This window comes from Variovorax sp. GrIS 2.14 (assembly GCF_046115955.1).
Taxonomy (GTDB): Bacteria; Pseudomonadota; Gammaproteobacteria; order Burkholderiales; family Burkholderiaceae_C; genus Variovorax.
This window is the reverse complement of record NZ_JBJXIA010000032.1, coordinates 1-19,405: the sequence shown is the minus strand read 5'-3', so window position 1 is coordinate 19,405 and position 19,405 is coordinate 1. Positions and strand designations below refer to the sequence as shown.

The window sequence follows — 19,405 nt, the reverse complement described above, 5'->3', positions numbered from 1 at the left end:
GAACGACGCATGCCGCGAGTACGTCTCAGGTGCTCCAGCAGCTCTTTCTTCAAGGCTCCACGCGCTTGAATGAACAGACTGCGGTAGATGGTCTCATGTGACACGTGGAAAGTCTCGTCACACGGGTAAGTATGCTTGAGCCACCCAGCGATTTGCTCCGGCGACCACAGCAGGCGCAGCTTGTCGGTCACGACGCGCGCCAGGGCACGGTTTTCAGCGCTTGGGACGATGCGCCCGATCCCAAGCTCCGCTGCAGCCTGAGTCGCCCGATAGCCAACTCGCCCTCCATTGCGCTCGATCTCGCGGCTGACCGTAGAAGGCGCTCGTCCCATTCGCACTGCGATCGAACGGATCGAGTGACCGATCACCAGCGCGAGAGAGATTTCCTCCCGCTCAGCAAGTGTCAGTGCCAGCCTCGAGCGATGGGTTTCGGGCGGGCGGATACTGCCCGACTGAGCCAGGATGCCTCGTACGGACCCATGCGATCGATCAAACAGGTGAGCGATCTGATGAAGAGTCCAGCCAGCTTTCCAGCTTTCCAGCGCTCCCACATCAGTGCCTTCTGGCTATCTGCGTAGTAAGTCCGAGTCCGGTATTTCATCTGCAACACTCCATCTGCTTACGCAGTTCTTAGTGTGTTGCATCGACCCGTTGAATCCGCCGCCCGGAAGCAGCCAGTCGCAAAAGCTGTTGATCTCGCACGCGTTCCCTGCACAGCCGTGCGTTCAACACCCGCCTCTATCCCGCGACCCAGAGCACGCGAGTGTCCGCCACCCGTTCCAGGAGGTCCTCGCGTGCGCGCCCAAGGTAGTCTCTTACACCCGCATCTTCCCAGTCACCCCAAACGGTTGCGACTGCGGCGCTCGTGATCGTCCTGACGAGCTCGAGCATGTTGCGCTGGTAGGCGTCCGCGCCGATCGACCAGGGCAGGTCGTGCGAGGAGCTGGTGCGGATCGGGCAGGTTCATCACAACGAAGCCATCGCAGCCATGGCGTACGGCGATCGCCTCGGCCCCGGCGAGCGTAATTCCGCTCAAGGAAAGATCGTGATGCACCCGTTGCTACTGGCTGCGACCAACCGCCCTGACGCGTCGTGCCCCTCCACCTGATAACAATAGGTCTCGTCGAAGATGACCGAGTTATCGACGAGTGATGTGGACGTGACCGTCGCCAGGTCGAAGCCATCGCGAATGACAAGGAAACTGGCCGCTCGGGGATCATCACTCCAGTCCACTTCGACTGCTTCCGGACCGAGGCGTGTCAGCGTCAGCGAGAGCGGCGCGACGTCAGGCTGCTGGACGGGGACGACCACCCCCACTCCTACGCCCACAATACCGCCACCACCTCCGCCTCCACCTCCACCGCATCCGGAGACAAGCCCCCCCGTGGCCATTGCTACGACGACGCTGCGGAGCATAAAACTTCGCGTGAGTGCGATGATATTTGACATCTGTAACTCTTCAGGGCGCTGTGGCAGGGCCAGCCGTCACCGTAAGCTTTGACGAACTGAGGTAGAGCACCGGCCGCGGATCGCCACTCGGGCGGTCGATGCGCAGTTCCAAAAATCTGTCGGACGGATTCGCAGTGGCCATGTTAGCAACCATCGTGGAGGGGGGCATAGCGTCGTTCGGCAACGCCCCTGCAGGGCCGCGCAAATCAGTGCCCTTCTGCTGCTGATTGACCTGAACCCAACTGAGGTGCAGGAGCCCGGAGGGCATCAATGCCTTGGCCTCCACCCGAATCGACTCGCGATTTGGGAATCCGCCCCCGCCATCACTTATGACAATGGCCGCTTGATCGATGGGTAGGTCAAGGGTCGTGCTGCCAATCACAAGACGGAACGAACGGATCGCTCCGACATAACGCCCCACATAAGGGTCGAGGTCTACGCCAGGAGTGCTGTCTTCATAGCGCACTGAAAATGACCAGCTGCCCGTGGCGAGGTCGCTTTGCGAGAAACCCAAATCGGTCGGCAGGGCTGCGAGTTGTTCGGCCTTTGGCGCCTTAAAAGTGCCACTGCCGGAAAGCTTGACCTCGGCAGCGGCACTTATCTGTGGCATTGCGATGCTTGCCGTCAGGACAAAAGCCGCCGTAAGCAGAAAAGAAGCTGCCTTCGGGCGTTGACTGGTCCGATGTGTTCGGTCCTGGGTGCTGAATTGCATGAATGTGCCCTTTGCGCGATGCTCAACCGGAGCTTACCGCTCTTGAACGCCCGGCGCGCCTTTTTTCGCCGACCCGCGGCATCCTCGGCCTGTTACGGAACGTCAGCATGTGCACGCCTTTCGCGGCTGAAGCGTTTATTGGGCTCTCGGCAAATTCGCCGTCTTCCGGAGATCCCACCGTGAGCGTCCGTCGTTTCGTTTTCAAATGGGCCGCGGTAACTGCTGTGGCTGCTGCCGCCCTATTCGCAGCCGCTTCAGCCAGTGCCCAAGTTTCCTGGTCCATCGGCATCGGCGCCCCCGCGTTTTACGAGCCGGCACCCGTCTACGCGGCACCGCCGCCGGTCTACTATCAACCTGCCCCCCGCGTGTACTACCGTCCGCCGCCGCCGGTGTATTACCGGCCGGGGCCGGTGTATTACGGACCGCCGCCGGTCTACTACGGGCCGGACTACCGGAGCGAGTATCGCGACCGTCATCACAACCATCGGGACCGGGACGACCACGACGATTGAGACCGAGGTCGAACGGCTGTTGGCGCCGGCGTTCCCCGTCGCTCTATCTAGTGTAGTGCGCTCTAAATAGCCTATCTCTTGTAAACTTCAACCTGTGTCTAACGCGGAGGTTGAAGCAATGCGGGCTGCGCCGAAGATCGAACTGGATGCGGAGGTTGAACGGGAGCTGCTGAGCCTGACTCGCAAGGGGCGAGTGGAGGCTCGAACGCAGCAGCGCGCCAGGATCGTCTTGCTGGCTGCCAAGGGCTGGCAGAACAAGGACATTGCCGCTGAGGTCGGATTGAATCGACTTCAGGTCGCGCTGTGGCGGGGGCGATTCCTGGAGGGCGGGATCGATGCGCTCAAACAGGATGCACCCCGCTGCGGGCGCCCGGTCAGCAGCGTGACCGCCGAAGTCGAGTCGCTCATCCTCGCCAAGACGCTGCACGATAAGCCGATCTCGGCCACGCACTGGAGTACGCGCACGCTGGCGGCTCAGCTGGGGCTGGGCCCGACGAGCATTCGTCGCGTCTGGAGCCGCAATGGCTTGAAGCCGCATCGGCAGACCTCCTTCAAGCTGTCGCGGGACCCGCGCTTCGAGGACAAGTTGCTGGACGTGGTGGGGCTCTACCTGAACCCGCCCGAGCGAGCGTTGGTGCTCAGTTGCGACGAGAAAAGCCAGATCCAGGCGCTCGACCGCACCCAGCCGGGTCTGCCGATGAAGCGCGGTCGTGCCGGCACGGTCGCCCACGACTACAAGCGGCATGGAACGACCACGCTGTTCGCGGCGATGAACACGCTCGACGGCACCGGCATCTCCCTGTGCCAGCCGCAGCACCGGCACGAAGAGTGGCTGAACTTCTTGCGCCTGATCCAGCGCCAGACGCCCAGGCACCTCGAACTGCACCTGATCGTGGACAACTACGGCACCCACAAACACGCGCAAGTTCAGGCCTGGCTCGCCAGGCATCCGCGCTTTGTCATGCACTTCACCCCCACGAGCGCGTCGTGGCTGAGCATGGTCGAGCGCTTCTTTCGGGACATCTCCGAGAACCGCATCCGGCGCGACAGCTTTGCCAGCGTCGCTGAGCTCGAACTCGCCATCGACCTCTACGTCCTTCATCACAACGCCAACCCAAAGCCCTTCATCTGGACGGCCACAGCATCGGACATCCTGGCCAAAGTCACGAGGGCCAAGGCGGCGCTGGCGCGAGTCTCTAAATAAGCATTAGGATTTAGAGCGCACTACACTAGCACTTCATCGACCCGCGAAGCCATCGGCTCCACGCTCTTGCGCGACAGGGGGAGCATCAGGCCCGTGCAGTAACCACGAAGGCCGGCGCGTCGGTCCGCATGACCCAAGCCTTCGATCACGTGCTCCAGGTACCTATCAAAGCACTCGGCTGCATTCATCGATCCTCCGGCACGAAATCGAGAAGACTGTATTGTGCATTTTATGACACAGTAAGACTAGTCGCGACGGCGCAGCAAGCGCGTTCGATGCATCGTTCGCCAGATTAGCCACAGGAGGAGAAGTGCGCCAACTACGTCGAGCGCGTCTTTGACTAACGGTGCGCCCTTACTTAGAACAATCGCCCACATGACCGCGGCGGACAGCAACCCATCTTGGACCTGGCCACGCGCCAAGACGAAGTTCCTTGACTTGTGAAGCAGTGACGGAGCCTTGCGTATCAATAGTACGAATCTGATAGCCACCAACACTTGCAGAAGAGCAACCAGCCAGAACACGCCATCTTCGATATTCACGGCAACTCCGCAATTAACCCGTCAGTGTTCTCCATCTCGATTCGCTTCCTTTATCGCGTTTTAGCGCCCCTTTGGAACGCCTGGTAGCGGTGGGGCCACCTGAGGCGCGCCGGTACCAATCTCGCGGAATGGCTGCCTCCAGGGCGTCATCCACCGTCACGACGCCCAAGACGCGGCCCTCGGGGTCAAGAACCGGCAGCGTCAGCAGGTTGAAGTCGGCCATGCGCGTCGTGACGGCAACGATGTCGTCGTCGGGCGAGGCGACCACAGTATCCGTATCCGCCGCATCGCTGAGCAAGGTGCCAGGGTCTATCTGGAGTGCCCGCACGAGTGTCAGCGTTCCGGCAAGCGTCCCATCCTTGCGCAAGGAATGAATTGTGGTCAGCGCCTCGGGCTGCTGGGTCGTGGCCTCGCGCAACTTCGCAAGTGCATCAGCCACGCTCAAGTCCTCCGAAAGCGCGAGGTAGTCCGTTCCCATGAGACCCCCGGCGGTGGCCGCGTTGTAGCCCAAGAGAGCCATAACCTTGGTGTTCTGCACCGATGGAAGAAGATCAAGCACTTTTTGGCGTCGCATTTGCGGTAGGTCCATGATGGCATCCGCAGCGTCGTCAGCCCGCATCCGGGACAGGACGTCGGCGACTTCGGCGTCACTGCGGCTCCTGAACAGAAGTGTCTGCCTGTCCTCGTCGAGTTCCTCGAACACGTCGGCTTCCAGCTCCGGGTCGGCGTGAACCTGGGCAAGCAGCAAGTTCTGCTCCTGGGGCGATGCGCCCTCGATGATGTCGGCGAGCTGTGCCGGCTTGAGGCGCCGGAATTTACTGGCGGCGAAGCGGCTTCTAAGGGCGCTGGGGCTGCCAACCAGTAACAGGAATGCATGCCAGTCTCGCGCGGGGTGGTGCTCGTGCGCGCCGAACTGGAACCAGCGGTGCTTGTGCACGTCCAGCCCGATGGCGGCCCAGCCTTCCTTCGTAAAGACCAGACGAATGTCGTAGGCCCTGACCAGGACGCTGCGACCAACATCCAGCAGCCTGTGGCCGAGGACATCCTGCTTCAAGAGAACTTCGCCATCGCGGCGCTCAAACGGACCTGCGACTAGCCGCACGGCACGCAACAGAACTCGGTCTGGGTCGATGCTGAGGATGTCGTTGGCCGGTACAAAGACCCGGGTGCCACCCTGCGCAATAACCAGGCCCGTCAGGAGGGGGTACTCGTCATCCCGCAATCGTGTGATCGCGTCTTCCACGCGGCCCAAAGGGTTGTGATCAGCATCGACCACTGACCGCTTGAGCAAGGACGAGAGCGACACGCCTGTGGTGGAAGTGCTGGCAGCTGGGCTGGTGGTCATGCTAAGTCTCCTCATCCGCGAAAGGGGCTGTCGTAAGCCGGGTCGTCTCAGTGGCCGAGGGCCAATTGGACGATCCGCACGATGACCAGGATCATCGCAATCAGCAGGTAGGTCCGCAAAACGGTCAAGCCGATGCGGCTACCCGCAGAGAGTTTCGGCGCCGCAAGAAGAGCCAAGGGTGGCATCCGCCATGACGTGCGTCGAGAGCGATCGACTTCGATCCCGTGCTGGGCGGCAGGGTGGGAGCGCCGGTAGACGACGTAGGCGACGCCACTTGCGGTGAACACCAGAGTGCCCCCCAGGAGAACACCAAGAATAGCTTTGGCGCTGAGATTGGGAAACATCACGCCGGCTGTAAGGACCAAAGAAAGAACGACCAAAACTGCGATGACTGCCGACGTGAAGATGTTTAAGGCTTTCCCATTCACCCAGGGCCCCAGGACCTCTCGGTCATTGCAGAGTAGCAGCAAAAACACGGTGGCCGACGGGAGCAGCACGCCAGCCAGGACTTGGACTCCCACGGTCAACAGACCCAGAGGGCTGCCGGGGATGAGAACGATGACGGCGGACGCGAGCAAGACTGCCGCGAAAACCAGGTAGAACATCTTGGCCTCCGAGACTTTGCGGTGCAGGGAGTGCGTCAAGCCCAGCACGTCGCCCAAAGCATAGGACGTGGACAGGCCGACCGCAGCAGCGCCGATGATGGAGGCGTCGATCAGGACCACGGCGAACAAGATGCCGGCAACCTTGCCAACGTATTTCTCGAGCCCCCGCGCGACGCCGCCGGCATCGGTGAAGTTGCCCAACTCGCTGTGCCCGGCGAACGTTGCGGCGGTGAAGGCAATGATCGCGGTGGCCCCGACGATCACGATGATGATGCCAAGCCACAGGTCGGCTTTTTCGTAACTCATGAACTGCGGCGTGATCCGCTTGTCGATGATGTAGGACTGCTGGAAGAAGAGTTGCCAAGGAGCCACGGTGGTGCCGATGATGCCGATGATGAGCAATACGACCTTCGACAGGTCGGCGCCTGCCGGCATGCCTGGGATCAGCAAGTCCCGGCTCACCTGTCCGATGGGGGGATGCACCATCACGATGATCGGTATCAACAGCAGCGAGCCGACCACCAAGGTCATACACACTCGCTCGAAGCGCTTGAATGAGCCCGTGCTGGCGGCTGCCACGATCACCAACGCTGAGACGAGAACGCCCGGGACCTTGGGAATGCCCAGGTAGTCCAGACCGAGGCTGATGCCGATGAACTCGGTGATGATCGTCAGGGCGTTGAGGATAAACAGGTCGATCACGCTGAAGGCACCCCAGAACTTGCCGAAACGCTCGAGGATGAGCCGGGCGTGGCCGACACCGGACACCACGCCCAGGCGCAGCACCATCTCCTGGTTCACGTACAGGACCGGCACCAGAAGGAGCAGCACCCACAACAGGCTGGTGCCGTAGTTTTGCCCTGCTTGCGTATAGGTGCCGAAAGCCCCCGCGTCGTTGTCGCCGACCATCACAATCAGCCCGGGTCCGAGAATGGCGAACAGCGTCCTGAGTTTGCCCGACCATCCGGCTGTTGGCGCCTCAGCGCCCAAGCGGATTGTGCCGAAAGCACCTTCGATATCGCCGACATGCGCGGTGTCGAGCGCAGCTGCGCCGTGCGGGGTGTCAGTCACAGCAGTCTCTGGCGTCGAACTCATATATTCTTTCTTGCGCAGCCGTAGGCGATGAAGGCAGCTCGCGCCGGGAGTCTGGCCAGCTTCAACTGTATCGACGCGGCCCACGCCCGTCAGCGCGCTCCGACGGCGGCGGGCGGCGTCACACCGGACCAGCCCGGCAGGTAGCGCGCCAGCGGACTCTTCGCAAGGCCCAGCGCTTCGCGCACGACGATTTTCATGGGCTTGCTGATCTGCGCGAGCGTGATGTGCTGCCGCAAGTAATCGGCCCAAAGGAACTCGGCGACCGGCGGGTGTCCTTCGCATAGCCGCCTGCGCCGCGCAACAACCCCGCCAGACTTCGATAGGGATCATCGACAAGCTGGGGTATTCGCGTCGGGATTGCGTCATGATCACGTCGTTCGCCTGCCTGATCGAACGGGTAAGCCCAGCTACGCTGCTCCATCACGCGCCAGAAGATCGCGGGGGCGAGATAGGACAGGTCTGCCAGCAGCATCACGCTGACCCGCTCAACGCCTTCCTGGAGAAGCGCCATGGCCAAGTGGTGGTGATGAACGATGTGGAGGCGCCCATGCGGCCCGAGCACTGCGGAAAACCAATGCGATTCGAGCAGGGTACGCCGCGCCTTATTGGCCAAGTTCGCCAATTCAGCCCGCTTTTTTGCGACCTCGGCAAAGCCGGCGGTGATCTGCGTGGGCCTGAGCTTGGCGAGATCGACTTCGATGAGTGGGTGATGCTCCGTTGCAGACATTCGCGCCCCGCTGAAAAACGATGGGCGAGTATGCCCGCTCAGCCGCTCAGCCGCTCAGCCGCTCAGCCGCTCAGCCCGAATTCGCGGCAGCGCAGCAGGCAGCAAGCGCCGTCCCACCAGTCTTTGAGCCGGCCCAGCCCGGTCAAGCAATGCGGTCGCTTATGATTTCCCAAGGCTCAGGTCGACACCGTGGATTCATGCCCCGCGTGCAAACGAGCTCATTCTGCAAGGAACCACGTCGAGCTGAAGCTCTACGGGCCGTCCGAGCATCGCGACAAAATGGTGCGCGCTACGAAGGTGCAGGCCGAAGTAAGCAAAGAGCACTTCGACAGCAAGACAACGGGAAAGTCTCATGAGTGTCGCGAGGGGAAAGGGCTTGCAAGACGTGCTGGCGACCGTATCGGTTTTGACAGCCGCAAAGCGACAGCATGAGGACGATCGATGACCGACGCGGCCTTCTGGAGACAGCCAACAACAGCGCTGCTTGAGTCGTTGGGCGCCGCAGAGACTGGCCTCAGTTCGCGCGAAGCCGAGGCGCGGCTGTCGAAATACGGCAGTAACGACGCCGCCACCGCCAAGCGGACACCGGCGTGGCTGCGTTTTTCACAGCGCTTCGCCAACCCGCTCGTGCTTATCCTTCTGGTCGCCAGTGGCCTTTCGGCCGTGACCGGCGACGTCGCGAGCTTTGCCATTATTTCGGGCATCGTGCTGCTGTCCGTGGTGCTCGACTTTGTTCAGGAAAGCCGGGGTCAGGGCGCCGTCGATGCGCTACGCGCACAAGTGGCGTTGAAAGCGGACGTGCTAAGAGACGGCGCGGGGGTCAGCCTTCCGGTCGCGCAGGTCGTGCCCGGAGACATCGTCAGGCTCGCCGCCGGCGATCTCGTACCCGCCGATGGCGTGCTGCTGTCGAGTCGGGACTTCTTCGTCAACCAGGCGCTTCTGACCGGCGAGTCTTATCCTGTCGAGAAGCAGGCGACCGACCACGGAGATCCGGCGGCGCAGGTTGGCGATGCCCGCAATGTAGCGCTGGCCGGCACCTCGGCGATCTCGGGTAGTGCCGTGATGGTCGTCTGCGAAACGGGGCGCCGCACAAGTCTCGGTCAGATCGCCGGCACCCTGATCGCCAAGCCGCCGCCGACCTCGTTCGAGATCGGTCTGCGCCGGTTCAGCATGCTGATCCTGCGAATAACTTTTGTGCTCGTGCTGTTGGTGATGGCTGAGAGCATGGCTTTCCACAGGCCATGGCTTGAGTCCCTGATCTTCGCCTTGGCGCTCGCCGTGGGACTGACCCCCGAACTGCTGCCGATGATCATGACCATCACTCTGGCACGGGGCGCCATTCGCCTGTCGCACGAGAAGGTGATCGTCAAGAGCCTGCCATCGATCCACAACTTGGGCGCCATGGATGTGCTGTGCACCGACAAGACCGGTACCCTGACCCAGGCGCGCATCGCGCTCACTCAGCATATCGACTTCGATGGCAATGACAGCGAACGCGTCCTGCGCCTCGCTTGGCTGAACAGCCATTTCGAAAGCGGCCTGAAGAGCCCGCTCGACGACGCCATTCTGGCCTACACCGAGATCGACCCGTCGCCTTGGCGAAAGATCGACGAAGCGCCTTTCGATTTCGAGCGGCGGCGTGTCTCCGTGCTGGTCGAAAACGGCGGCGAGCGCACCTTGATCATCAAGGGCGCTCCAGAGGACGTCATGCGGCTCAGCACCCGCGTAGAGAGGTCGGGCGCCGATCCCCAGCCATTAACCGACGAGCTTCGCGCTCAATTGCAGACGCGCTTCGACGACATGAGCGCACAAGGCCTGCGGCTATTGGGGATCGCCAGCCGGGCTGAGCGAGCGGATCAATCGAAGGCCGATCCGGCCGACGAGCAGGGTCTCGTCTTCGCCGGCTTCGCCGTATTTCTCGACCCGCCCAAGGCGTCTGCGGCGGCGGCGCTCGCTGCGCTCGCGGCCTCTGGCATCGAAGTGAAGGTGCTGACCGGAGACAACGAGCAGGTGGCGCGCCATGTTTGCGCCGAGCTCAAGTTCGATCCCGGCGAGGTCCTCAACGGACCCGAACTGGCGACGCTCAGCGACGACGCCTTGATCGGGCGAATGGGTAGGTTGCGCCTCTTCTGTCGCGTGACGCCCCAGCAGAAGCTGCGCATCATCATGGTGCTCAAGCGTATGGGGCAGACCGTCGGGTTTCTCGGCGACGGCATCAACGACGCTTCGGCCCTACACGCCGCGGACGTAGGCATATCCGTTGATAGCGCTGCGGACGTGGCCAAGGCGGCGGCGGGGATCATCCTCTTGGAGCAGGACCTCGGAGTCGTTCACCTGGGGGTGCTAGAGGGACGACGAACGATCGTCAACACCAGCAAATACATCCTCATGGCCAGCAGCGCCAATTTCGGGAACATCTTCAGCATGGTCCTGGCCGGGCTGGTCCTGCCGTTCCTGCCGCTGCTGCCAATTCAGGTTCTGCTGACCAACCTGATCTACGATGTTGCCCAGACCGGATTGCCTTTGGACAATGTCGACCCCGAGTCCATTGAGCGGCCGATCCATTGGGACATGCGCCTCATTCAACGATTCATGATCGTCATGGGCCCGATCAGCACGCTATTCGACGTCATCACCTTTGCAGTGTTGTTGTTGTTCTTCCATGCGGGCGAATCCTTCTTCCGCACCGGCTGGTTCGTAGAATCGCTGGTGACGCAGATACTGATGATTTTCGCGGTTCGCACGCGGCGCAGCCTGTTCGCTAGTCGGCCGCACCGAGCAGTCGTAGGCTTGGCCATAGGCGCCACGGCGCTGACCCTTGTCCTACCGTTCCTGCCGGTCGTCGGCCAATGGTTCCATTTCGTGCAGCCGCCTGCACTCTATTTCGCGTTTCTGACAGCCATAGGCGCGGGCTTTTTGGTGCTGATTGAGGTGGTGAAACGAGCTTTCTTCGCCCGTATGGCACCTAACAATAAGCCCAGCGGCTAGGCGAGATTCAACCGATTTCCTGATTCGAAACCTGTCTCAGCGCAGAGCAACTGCACCTCGTGTACGAGGCCGGCCCGACGGGTTTCGGACTGCAACGCGCTTTGAGGGACAAGGGCTACGTCTGCGAGATCATTGCACCTTCTCAGGTCCCCAAGCGACCGGGCGACCGGGTCAAGACCGATGGGCGTGACTGCCTGCAACTGGCCGAGTGCTCACGCGGCGGGCAACAGAGCGCCGTGGGGATACCCGACCCGGGCGACGAGGCGATCCTTGACCTGTCGCGAGCGCGCGAAGACGCCGTCAACAGCCGAGTGCAGGCGCGCTGCATTGAATCGATTGACAGCGTCGACCATATGAGTCCACTGAATCAGAAGAATTGGCGGTAGCGACGATTCGAATTGTCGTACTTCCACTTGATCGGCTCGAGGTCCTTGTTATGGGCCTTGATGTAGCGCAAGAGCTTTTTGTCGAGGTCCTTGACCGAGGCGAAGATGCCTCGGCTGATCACGTCTCGCTGGATGCGCGAGAACCAGTTCTCCACTTGGTTGAGCCAAGAGGAATACGTCGGCGTGTAGTGAATCCGGACCTGGCGGTGTTCTGTAAGGAAGGTTTGCACCAGTTCGGCCTTGTGGCTGCTGACGTTGTGGCAGATCACGTGGACCTCTCGTTGCTGGCTGGCGTCAACTACTCTGTCCACGCGGACAAAGCAATTGTCGCCAACCACGTTGGTCGGGCTGACTGGCGAGCACGTCCTGCAGGAAGGCAACAAACTGCTCGCTCGTGTGGCGTGCCGCAGTCTTGCCGATGAATTCGCCGGCCAAGCACTGAGTGTTCGCGCGACTCGGCACCGGTCCCCTGCGACGGCTTTTAACTTTGAAGACGGCGGCAACCGCGCCGTTTCTGGTTCGCGTAAGTGTGGAATCAACACCCCGCATCTTTGTCGGCGCGCACGTTGCTTTCGTGCACGGCCGCCAGGACCACCCGTACATCCCCTGCCTGCACCGGTTTGCGCAACGCATACTGGCCTTGCTGCTTTGCAAGGCGCACTGTTGAAGGCCCGATGTCGGCAGATACAAAAGCGACGATGAGATCGGGAAGCTGCTTTTGCAAGCGCTTGGCGAGTGCCACATCGTCGATCCGCCGAGGAAGTCAGATGTCACACATCGCGACGTCGATCATGCGCAGGTCGGCCAGCGCGAGCGCTGCGCTGGCGTCCGCATAGATCTGTGGCTCAGCCTGTCATTCGCGCAGGAGTGCGGCGATGCTGGCGGCCACGACCGCGTTGTCTTCGACCCCGAGGAACGCCGAGCCAGCACGCACGGCAGGTTCTTCAGCAATCACGTTTCCTGCGTCATTGCGTTGCCCGGTCAACGCCAGATCCGTTGGAGCCGCCCTTGCGGCGCAAACTTAAGCGCGTTGTCGAGCAGGTTACCGATCACGCGCTGCAGTGCCACCGCATCGGTCCAGACCAACGCGTCGTCGGGACAACGCAGGCTCACGCGGGGAGACTGACGCGCCAAGCCCTGCAACAGAGGGTGCAGGGCCACCGCGGTCGGGCGGAGCAAGTCCGCGGCAGCCTCAATTCGGCCAATCTCAAGCAACTGGTTGGTCAGCGCCTCGAGCGCCTGCTGCGCCTGAAAAAGCGCGGCCACCGTTTGCTGCATCACGGGCTTAAGCGCATCGGCGTCGAGTTGGTGACGCAGCACCTTGGCCTGCAGCCCGATGGCCATCACGGGCTGCCGCAGGTCGTGATTGGCTGCCGAGAAGAAGCGCAACCGCTCCGACTGGGTTTGTTCCAGCCGCTTGAGAGTTTCCTCGGCCGAGATATTGCGCTGCGCATCGATCAGACGCAAACGGACGAGTTCCGCGAACTGATTTGCTCGCACTGTGACGATGCGCAGCATAAGCACCATGAACGCAAGGCCGATCACACCGAAAAAGCCCGAGGTCCTATGCGGATGAAACATGGCCATCAGAAACGCTGGCGCCATCAGCCGAGAGATTGCGACCTGCAGTGCCAGCTTGTATTGCGAGACAAACATGCTGAAGGCCACCGCCATGCCATAGACCGTCATCCCCAGCAGTGCCAGCGCAGGCGCATTGCCGGGCGCAAAGATGAAGAAGCCGATGCTGCCGAGCGCTGCTGCCAACACGGCGACCAGCGTCACATGCCGACGCAGCGCCTGCCTGACGGCTTGCACATCGTTGTCGGGGGGCGCCTGCATGGGTACGGCAATAAAGATGATCTGTCCCGCCGTGGCAACGACAAGCCACGCCATCGCGAGGATCGCCGACACGTTGAACGCAAACCAGCCGGCGCATCCTGCATTCAGCGTGAACATCGACAACATCGAGAGCAAGCCAGGTCTCGCGCTGGCTTGCACAACCGCGGCGCCGGTGGCGGGCGGATCAAGCAGGTCGATGGCGTGCCGCGACGTACTGGTTTGGAACGGAAATTTCAAAAGCAGATCCTTGGTCCCACGTCATCAGGGCGCCGGATGAAGACTACTGCAACTTCTTCACCGAGCGACCCGGCCGAGCAGCGAGCGCGCAGGCCTGAATGAGCCCAGCGGCGCCCATCCAACACCTGCGTGTCGGGTCACATGTTTGTCATAAGGACGTGCAACGATCCTTCAGCGACAGCTGCGAGCGCTGGTAGGGAACGCGTGAAAGCAACTCAGCATCGAGACATCCCGATGTTTGCGGCTGTTGCTATCCCCACTGCTCGGAAGCGGGCTTGAATTTGGCAAGCCGCGTCGCGCGATCGGCGAACAGCGGGACATCGACATACCGCAGTGGCGCCTGGATGTGAGCGTCGGCGACCGCCAATCGCTGCACTGCTTCACGCAGCCGCAGCACCTCGGCATCCTGATCTCCGTACCTGGCCGACATTTTCTCGAGCAGATGGCTCAAGCGCGCGTGCTCTTTGCTCATTGGAGGCTCCTGTCAAAGGAAGCAGCCGGCGGATGAAAGTTTCAAGCCGGGACCAAGCTTCTCGTTATAGGGCCGCGACGGATCGTCTGCTGATGGTTTTTGTTTCGAGGCGCAACTCAAAATTGCACCGGCGCGGCGGTGCCGCTCGCGGTGGCTGCGATGCTGACAGTGCGGCCGACGCTGGCGGTATAGGTGCGCAAATTGACACTGGTGATGCAGACGTACTCGCCCTTGGCCTGCGCGGGGGCGATCCCGACGGCGAGAACACTGCCAGTAGCGCAGTCAAAGCAACTGCGCGCCGGGCGCAAAAGATGTGCCGCAAGTACACGCAGCGGCCGTGCTGATGGATGCGACGGCGCTGGCGTACACGCTGCCTGCGCCACCAGAGGTCTCTGGCTTCTTGTTACGCCAGCGTCACAGAGTCCGCGCATACTGAACTGATCCTGTCGACGGTCGTTCCATTGCCGACGGGATACAACCCCTTCGACACTGGAGACTTACATGAGCACGACCCACTCGATCACCGACCACCACACCAAAGCCGCCGAACACCACAAGAAGGCTGCCGAGCACCACACGGTCGCCGGTCAGCACGCCCAAGGCGGACGCCACGAGGCTGCCGCGCACCACGCGCAGGTCGCACAAGCCCACACGCTGCATGCGCAGGACCACGCTCACCACGCGACGAAGCTGCACGCCGAGCACCACGGCGCGAAGTAGTCAAATCTGTTGGCGCCTACGACGCCGTGGCCGACTTGCGATCGGCGTGCCGACGCGGCGCTGGGCTGCCACAGCTCCCGCAAGATCGACCGGTGCCACGACGGTGAGGCTTGTTGCGGCCGACGAACGGAGCTTGCCGAGGTCCCGCGACCTCACGCCCTTGAACATCGTGGACCTTGCCCTCCAGGCGGTCTTGGACATATTGGCGCAACCGGGGGTTCATCACCAGCTAGGCTGGCTCTACGACGCGCAGGAGTTCGTCCAGGCATGCCAGGACATGGGCGTGATCCCCCACGTGGCACAGAACACTTCCGGGCGGCGCTCAGCAATGCCCGATGCCATCGCGGCGAGCGAGGGCTATGCGCTGTCGCAGCGCAAGCGCAAGCTCATCGAGCAGGGCTTTGGCTGGGCCAAGACGGTGGGCGGAATTCGTCAGGTGATGGTGCGTGGACTCAAGCGCGTGGACCATCTGTTCATGCTGACGACGACGGCCTGCAACCTGACGCGCATGCGTTCCTTAAGACAAATCCGTCCCAGGGGCTCTGAGGCAATCAGAGGCTCGCAAAACACCCTTAAATCGGCGTGAACGGCTTCCGGAATCGCTGCTCACTGCACTATGTGAAAAGCGAGTCTTGCCGGAAAAAATGACTCGCTTTAGAGAGGAGTATTTACACACCCTGTTAAAGCGAATTTTGCAAGGTCGACCATTTAGTGCGGCCATGGTTTACGCCGCACAATTAAAATGTTTTACCTTCTTCAAGTCTGTTCAATATCCTGAGAATCATTTTGTCTTGATTTTCAAGGCGATTGAGGATTGTCTCAATTTCATTCTCAGCTTTCTTATTAACTACAAAATCTGCCTCTGCTCTCAAGTCAGCATGCCTTTCCTGCAAATTTTGACCCACCAGAATCAGGGGCATTAAAAATAGCTGAATCATATTAGAAATGAAGAGCCACAAGACAAATGCCGGATATGGATCGAATTGAACACTCTTCGGTAAAAACATGTTCCAGCAGAGCCAAATAATAGTCCAAATAGCTATCACTATGAAAAATTCAATAGTCCCGACTCGTTTCGTAATCCAAAGGGCCACGTTGTCAGTACGCGTCAATTGCTCTTTCTTTTCAATATTGACGTTATGAATAGATTTTTTCATTCCAGTCTCGACGGTTATACCCATCTCTATCCAGAAAAAGATATTTAATCAAAGCCTGCAATACAAGCTGTACAACTGATCTTCTATGTAAGAATATTCACCGCTCGAGCCGCTACTAAGCCGACAGTCAGTAATGACGCACTAGATTCAATAATAAATAGGAGTTTTGTTCTTGCACTCAGGGGCATTGTATCAGTTGGAGAGAATGCGGTTGCATTTGTAAAAGATACAAAAAAATAATCTACAAAGCCAGGAGTCCAATTCGCGTATCCCAGAGAATTTCCCATCATTTGGGGAAACATAAAGTCTGCGGCTTTTTCATCTTTTAATCCTCGCAATGCAGGACCTCCACGATCAAGATTCCAAAACCAAAGCGAAAAGACAACAACGTTTGTGAGCCAAATATTCAGCGCGTCGATTAACAACGTCTGCCCGTTCGCCCCTTTCGCTCCATACAGCAGCGCATGTAGCACAGCAAAAAGCGCTTCGAAATTAATTGCTGTTATGAGAGCAGTCAAATAAATAGCGGCCTTCCGTATTATCCGTCGCTGATTGCGAATCGATGTCCAGTGATGTTCATTTGTTGCCCGACGCATGCGGACCTGAGTCCACGCAGTTGCGACCGAAAGAGGAACAAGCAACGCAAGCTCAAGGGATGAAGCCAGCCACCAAGGTAAAAATGTGAGCTTATTAATCAACAGCAGGTTTAGGAGGGCCGTTATTAGAATTGCTCCGCGCGCAAGCCAAAAATCTAGAGGGTGCGTTTGACGCCGATGTTGATCTAGGTGCATTACATGCTTCCACAAAAGCTTGTCTATTGGATTAATTTACTTATCTAGATAAAAGAAATTGCCGTTTCATGACTTCGACTTTCTATGACGTTTGAGAGACTTTCCAATAGCAATTAGAATAAACGCGCCGAGAATCAGAACAACACTCGCGCCGATCGCTAATTTAAATGGATGTGAAAATCGGGAACTGCTAAAAACTCCTACCCAAATTCCCAAAATGAGGTAGGCGATGCGAATTGAAATTCGTTTCAATTGATCCTCTTTTGCCAAAGTTATATAATATAGGACGTGTTTTTACTAGTTAACGTTCTAGTCTACATATATTGCAGTTTGTTTTATTTGTTTGAATCTAACGATTTTCTACACACGGATTGGATTTGGCTTAATCAACGGTGAAAAAGCGGTACCTATGCTCCACAGCAAGCACTTAAGACTATTTACTTGCACTCTCGGTAAAATCGCACCCCTAGCACAAAAGGACGACACGTTCGTCGGCCTAAGGATGTCGCACGTGAATGGTCGGTACCGCTTGTGTGTGATGCGTACGTTGCGTCCATTGCGGAGGAGTGCCACAAGACTTTGATGTTATGTCCGTAAAAAACTTAGCTTGAGGATACGCGCGATCGACTCAATCGCTTCATTTCGGGCTTTCATTCCTCAGGAGGGAGTTGTCAACGCGAAATTCTGTTCTGTATCGTAGCCACCTTGGATGCGGCCCGATGTTGCACTGAAGATTACTGCTCCTTCTTCTTCCCCGGCCCCGACGCCGCCGTTCCCGTCCCGCCCGCCACCTCGCACAGCGGCTGCGCGTTCTGGCCAGTCATCGCCTGAACCATGCCTTGCAGCCGGGCGGCTTCTTCACTTGGTTGGCCGGCCTCTCGGCGCTCTTGATCTCGGTCGGCTTCGGCTTGGGTCACTCTCTCGGCCACGTGCAGTGCTTCCTGGGCGGATTGTTTGCTCTGTTCGGTGCGTCGTTCCAGCGGGCGCAGCAAGCCGGCGAGCACCGCCTCGACTTCCTCGTGGCTGTCGACCAGCGCGTCCATGGCACGCAGCAGGTGCTGAGAACAGCGATCAGGCCCTCGTCAAAAAGGTTCGCGGCCGCAAGCTGTCTGACGGCGGTGCACGGGCGCGCTTCTATCACGAGGTGTGCGAGGCCCATCTGGCACGCATCGTCAAGGTCGATCTCAAGAGTGAGCTGTTCAGCTACGGCATCGATGAGCGCGCCCTGGCGCACGCGCGTCTGATGGACGGCAAGCTGCTGCTGGTGACCAATGTCGCCGATCTCGCGCCTGAGGATGTGGTGCGGCGATACAAGTCACTGGCCGACATCGAACGAGGGTTTCGAGTCCTGAAATCGGAGATTGAGATCGGACCCATTTATCACCGGCTGCCCGGACGCATCCGGGCGCACGCGGCAATCTGCTTCATGGCGCTGATCCTGTACCGGGTGATGCGCACCCGCCTGCACGCAAGTGACACGGCGCTATCACCCGAGCGGGCATTGGCACAACTGCGCCGCATTCAGCATCACCGCATCACTCTGAACGACAGCCAGCCGGTGGCCGGACTGTCGTCGGTCACCACACAACATGCCGCCATCCTGGCGGCACTGGACATCCCAATACCCAATCTCGATACCCAACTGACCCTGTTGTAGTGGAGCGTTTGATGCGCGGCCCTATATGGATCAACACGTTACGCGTTTAACTGTCGAACTCGGGTGCGCTGGACAAGCGGTCAGCGCAAAGACGCGCGTGTTGCCGTCATCGTCGGCGCAAATCCTGAGGCGCAGCGCCTGGTCGATGCAATTCGGCGCGATGACCCGTGCGGCATCGAGGTCCGCGGCTGGTTTGCCACCCACTCAGACAGGAGTGAGTTGACTGGCGCACCCATGTTGGGACGCCTCGACAACCTGGGCGCCTACGTCGAGTCGCGCGGCGTCGAATTGGTCTGGCTGGCATTGCCCATCGGCGATCAAGCAAAGATCTCCTATGCACTCAGCCAGCTGCGGCACTCGACTGCAGACATCAAGCTCGTGCCTGACCTGTTCGGGCTGCACCTGCTGAATCACTCGGTCGAAGAGATCGCCGGTCTGCCTGTAATCACGCTGCAGCAGACCCCTTTGCACGGTGCGGCGCGCGTGGTCAAGAAGGTGGAAGACCTGGTGTTGTCTGCACTGATCGTTGTGCTGATTTCCCCCTTGATGCTTGCCATAGCCGTCGCCGTCAAGCTAAGTTCCCCTGGCCCGGTTTTCTATCGGCAGGAGCGGGTCAGCTGGAACAACAAGAAGTTCCACATGCTCAAGTTCCGTTCGATGCCCGTAGATGCAGAGCAAAAGACCGGCGCCGTATGGGCCAAGGCCGGTGAAACGCGGTCGACACAAGTCGGTGCATTCCTGCGCAAGACGAGTCTCGACGAGTTGCCTCAGTTTCTCAATGTCTTGATGGGTGACATGTCCATCGTCGGACCACGGCCGGAGCGACCTGTGTTCGTTGACCAGTGTCGGCGCCGGTTGAACTTTGACCCACCGGGGGTGCGGACAAAAAGTTGGACTACCTGAAAGTAGTTCATGTATTCCTACGAAGATCGAATCCGAGCAGTCGAGCTCTTCATCAAACTAGGCA

Annotated in this window: 16 protein-coding genes and 7 pseudogenes; 8 read left to right on the top strand and 15 right to left on the bottom strand. The window is 59.7% G+C overall.

Annotation, left to right across the window (positions count from 1 at the left end):
- The 3 genes and pseudogenes from RCH10_RS25235 to RCH10_RS25225 form a co-directional block, all read right to left on the bottom strand.
- Positions 1 to 601, bottom strand: a pseudogene (locus tag RCH10_RS25235) (transposase); the annotation flags it as partial.
- Between the two features lie 431 nt (positions 602 to 1,032).
- The gene (locus tag RCH10_RS25230) at positions 1,033 to 1,449 is read right to left on the bottom strand and encodes a hypothetical protein (RefSeq protein WP_409054510.1); all 417 of its coding nucleotides are present in this window, start codon (positions 1,447 to 1,449) and stop codon (positions 1,033 to 1,035) included.
- 10 nt (positions 1,450 to 1,459) lie between these two features.
- Positions 1,460 to 2,161, bottom strand: a complete 702-nt coding sequence (locus tag RCH10_RS25225; RefSeq protein ID WP_409054509.1) for a hypothetical protein — start codon at positions 2,159 to 2,161, stop codon at positions 1,460 to 1,462.
- 11 nt (positions 2,162 to 2,172) lie between these two features.
- Here RCH10_RS25225 and RCH10_RS25220 point away from each other — a divergent pair, with 11 nt between their 5' ends.
- Both RCH10_RS25220 and RCH10_RS25215 read left to right on the top strand, forming a co-directional pair.
- Entirely contained in the window at positions 2,173 to 2,673 is a 501-nt protein-coding gene (locus tag RCH10_RS25220; RefSeq protein ID WP_409054508.1) for a hypothetical protein, read from the top strand.
- Between the two features lie 118 nt (positions 2,674 to 2,791).
- Positions 2,792 to 3,877, top strand: a complete 1,086-nt coding sequence (locus tag RCH10_RS25215) for an IS630 family transposase (protein WP_409054507.1) — start codon at positions 2,792 to 2,794, stop codon at positions 3,875 to 3,877.
- Between the two features lie 35 nt (positions 3,878 to 3,912).
- On the opposite strand, the pseudogene RCH10_RS25210 reads toward RCH10_RS25215, so the two are convergent.
- The 4 genes and pseudogenes from RCH10_RS25210 to RCH10_RS25195 all read right to left on the bottom strand — a co-directional run.
- A pseudogene (locus tag RCH10_RS25210) lies at positions 3,913 to 4,065 on the bottom strand (transposase); the annotation flags it as partial.
- Between the two features lie 367 nt (positions 4,066 to 4,432).
- Positions 4,433 to 5,764 carry a magnesium transporter MgtE N-terminal domain-containing protein gene (locus tag RCH10_RS25205; protein WP_409054506.1) on the bottom strand — a complete coding sequence of 444 codons (1,332 nt, stop codon included), beginning with the start codon at positions 5,762 to 5,764 and terminating at the stop codon, positions 4,433 to 4,435.
- Between the two features lie 47 nt (positions 5,765 to 5,811).
- Complete coding sequence (locus RCH10_RS25200; protein WP_409054505.1) at positions 5,812 to 7,464, bottom strand: Nramp family divalent metal transporter; 1,653 nt, start codon at positions 7,462 to 7,464, stop codon at positions 5,812 to 5,814.
- A gap of 89 nt (positions 7,465 to 7,553) precedes the next feature.
- Positions 7,554 to 8,191, bottom strand: a pseudogene (locus RCH10_RS25195) (ParB-like protein).
- 441 nt (positions 8,192 to 8,632) lie between these two features.
- Between RCH10_RS25195 and mgtA the strand changes: the two are divergent.
- Both mgtA and RCH10_RS25185 read left to right on the top strand, forming a co-directional pair.
- Positions 8,633 to 11,179, top strand: a complete 2,547-nt coding sequence (mgtA, locus tag RCH10_RS25190) for a magnesium-translocating P-type ATPase (RefSeq protein WP_409054504.1) — start codon at positions 8,633 to 8,635, stop codon at positions 11,177 to 11,179.
- 59 nt (positions 11,180 to 11,238) lie between these two features.
- Positions 11,239 to 11,565 carry a hypothetical protein gene (locus RCH10_RS25185; protein WP_409054503.1) on the top strand — a complete coding sequence of 109 codons (327 nt, stop codon included), beginning with the start codon at positions 11,239 to 11,241 and terminating at the stop codon, positions 11,563 to 11,565.
- Here RCH10_RS25185 and RCH10_RS25180 read toward each other — a convergent pair.
- From RCH10_RS25180 to RCH10_RS25160, 5 genes and pseudogenes are all read right to left on the bottom strand, one after another.
- Positions 11,547 to 11,988, bottom strand: a pseudogene (locus tag RCH10_RS25180) (transposase); the annotation flags it as partial. The gene RCH10_RS25185 and the pseudogene RCH10_RS25180 overlap by 19 nt on opposite strands.
- 112 nt (positions 11,989 to 12,100) lie before the next feature.
- Positions 12,101 to 12,307 (bottom strand): hypothetical protein, encoded by a 207-nt coding sequence (locus RCH10_RS25175; RefSeq protein WP_409054502.1) that lies wholly within the window; start codon positions 12,305 to 12,307, stop codon positions 12,101 to 12,103.
- Between the two features lie 111 nt (positions 12,308 to 12,418).
- Positions 12,419 to 12,550 (bottom strand): hypothetical protein, encoded by a 132-nt coding sequence (locus tag RCH10_RS25170; protein WP_409054501.1) that lies wholly within the window; start codon positions 12,548 to 12,550, stop codon positions 12,419 to 12,421.
- Complete coding sequence (locus RCH10_RS25165; RefSeq protein WP_409054500.1) at positions 12,547 to 13,641, bottom strand: histidine kinase dimerization/phospho-acceptor domain-containing protein; 1,095 nt, start codon at positions 13,639 to 13,641, stop codon at positions 12,547 to 12,549. Before RCH10_RS25165 ends, RCH10_RS25170 begins: the two co-directional genes overlap by 4 nt.
- A gap of 250 nt (positions 13,642 to 13,891) precedes the next feature.
- Positions 13,892 to 14,113, bottom strand: a complete 222-nt coding sequence (locus tag RCH10_RS25160; RefSeq protein ID WP_409054499.1) for a hypothetical protein — start codon at positions 14,111 to 14,113, stop codon at positions 13,892 to 13,894.
- A 501-nt stretch (positions 14,114 to 14,614) separates the two neighbouring features.
- Between RCH10_RS25160 and RCH10_RS25155 the strand changes: the two genes are divergently transcribed.
- Positions 14,615 to 14,833, top strand: coding sequence for a hypothetical protein (locus RCH10_RS25155; RefSeq protein WP_323499431.1), 219 nt, complete (start codon positions 14,615 to 14,617; stop codon positions 14,831 to 14,833).
- A 241-nt stretch (positions 14,834 to 15,074) separates the two neighbouring features.
- Positions 15,075 to 15,419 (top strand): annotated as a pseudogene (locus RCH10_RS25150) (transposase); the annotation flags it as partial.
- A gap of 151 nt (positions 15,420 to 15,570) precedes the next feature.
- On the opposite strand, the gene RCH10_RS25145 reads toward RCH10_RS25150, so the two are convergent.
- The 3 genes from RCH10_RS25145 to RCH10_RS25135 all read right to left on the bottom strand — a co-directional run bounded on the left by RCH10_RS25145 (position 15,571) and on the right by RCH10_RS25135 (position 17,824).
- Positions 15,571 to 15,990, bottom strand: a complete 420-nt coding sequence (locus RCH10_RS25145) for a DUF1003 domain-containing protein (RefSeq protein WP_409054498.1) — start codon at positions 15,988 to 15,990, stop codon at positions 15,571 to 15,573.
- Between the two features lie 83 nt (positions 15,991 to 16,073).
- Positions 16,074 to 16,781 carry a hypothetical protein gene (locus RCH10_RS25140; protein ID WP_409054497.1) on the bottom strand — a complete coding sequence of 236 codons (708 nt, stop codon included), beginning with the start codon at positions 16,779 to 16,781 and terminating at the stop codon, positions 16,074 to 16,076.
- 734 nt (positions 16,782 to 17,515) lie between these two features.
- The gene (locus RCH10_RS25135) at positions 17,516 to 17,824 is read right to left on the bottom strand and encodes a hypothetical protein (protein ID WP_409054511.1); all 309 of its coding nucleotides are present in this window, start codon (positions 17,822 to 17,824) and stop codon (positions 17,516 to 17,518) included.
- A 44-nt stretch (positions 17,825 to 17,868) separates the two neighbouring features.
- Between RCH10_RS25135 and RCH10_RS25130 the strand changes: the two are divergent.
- A pseudogene (locus tag RCH10_RS25130) lies at positions 17,869 to 18,438 on the top strand (IS1634 family transposase); the annotation flags it as partial.
- A gap of 60 nt (positions 18,439 to 18,498) precedes the next feature.
- Positions 18,499 to 19,341 (top strand): annotated as a pseudogene (locus RCH10_RS25125) (exopolysaccharide biosynthesis polyprenyl glycosylphosphotransferase); the annotation flags it as partial.
- Positions 19,342 to 19,405: the final 64 nt, after the last annotated feature.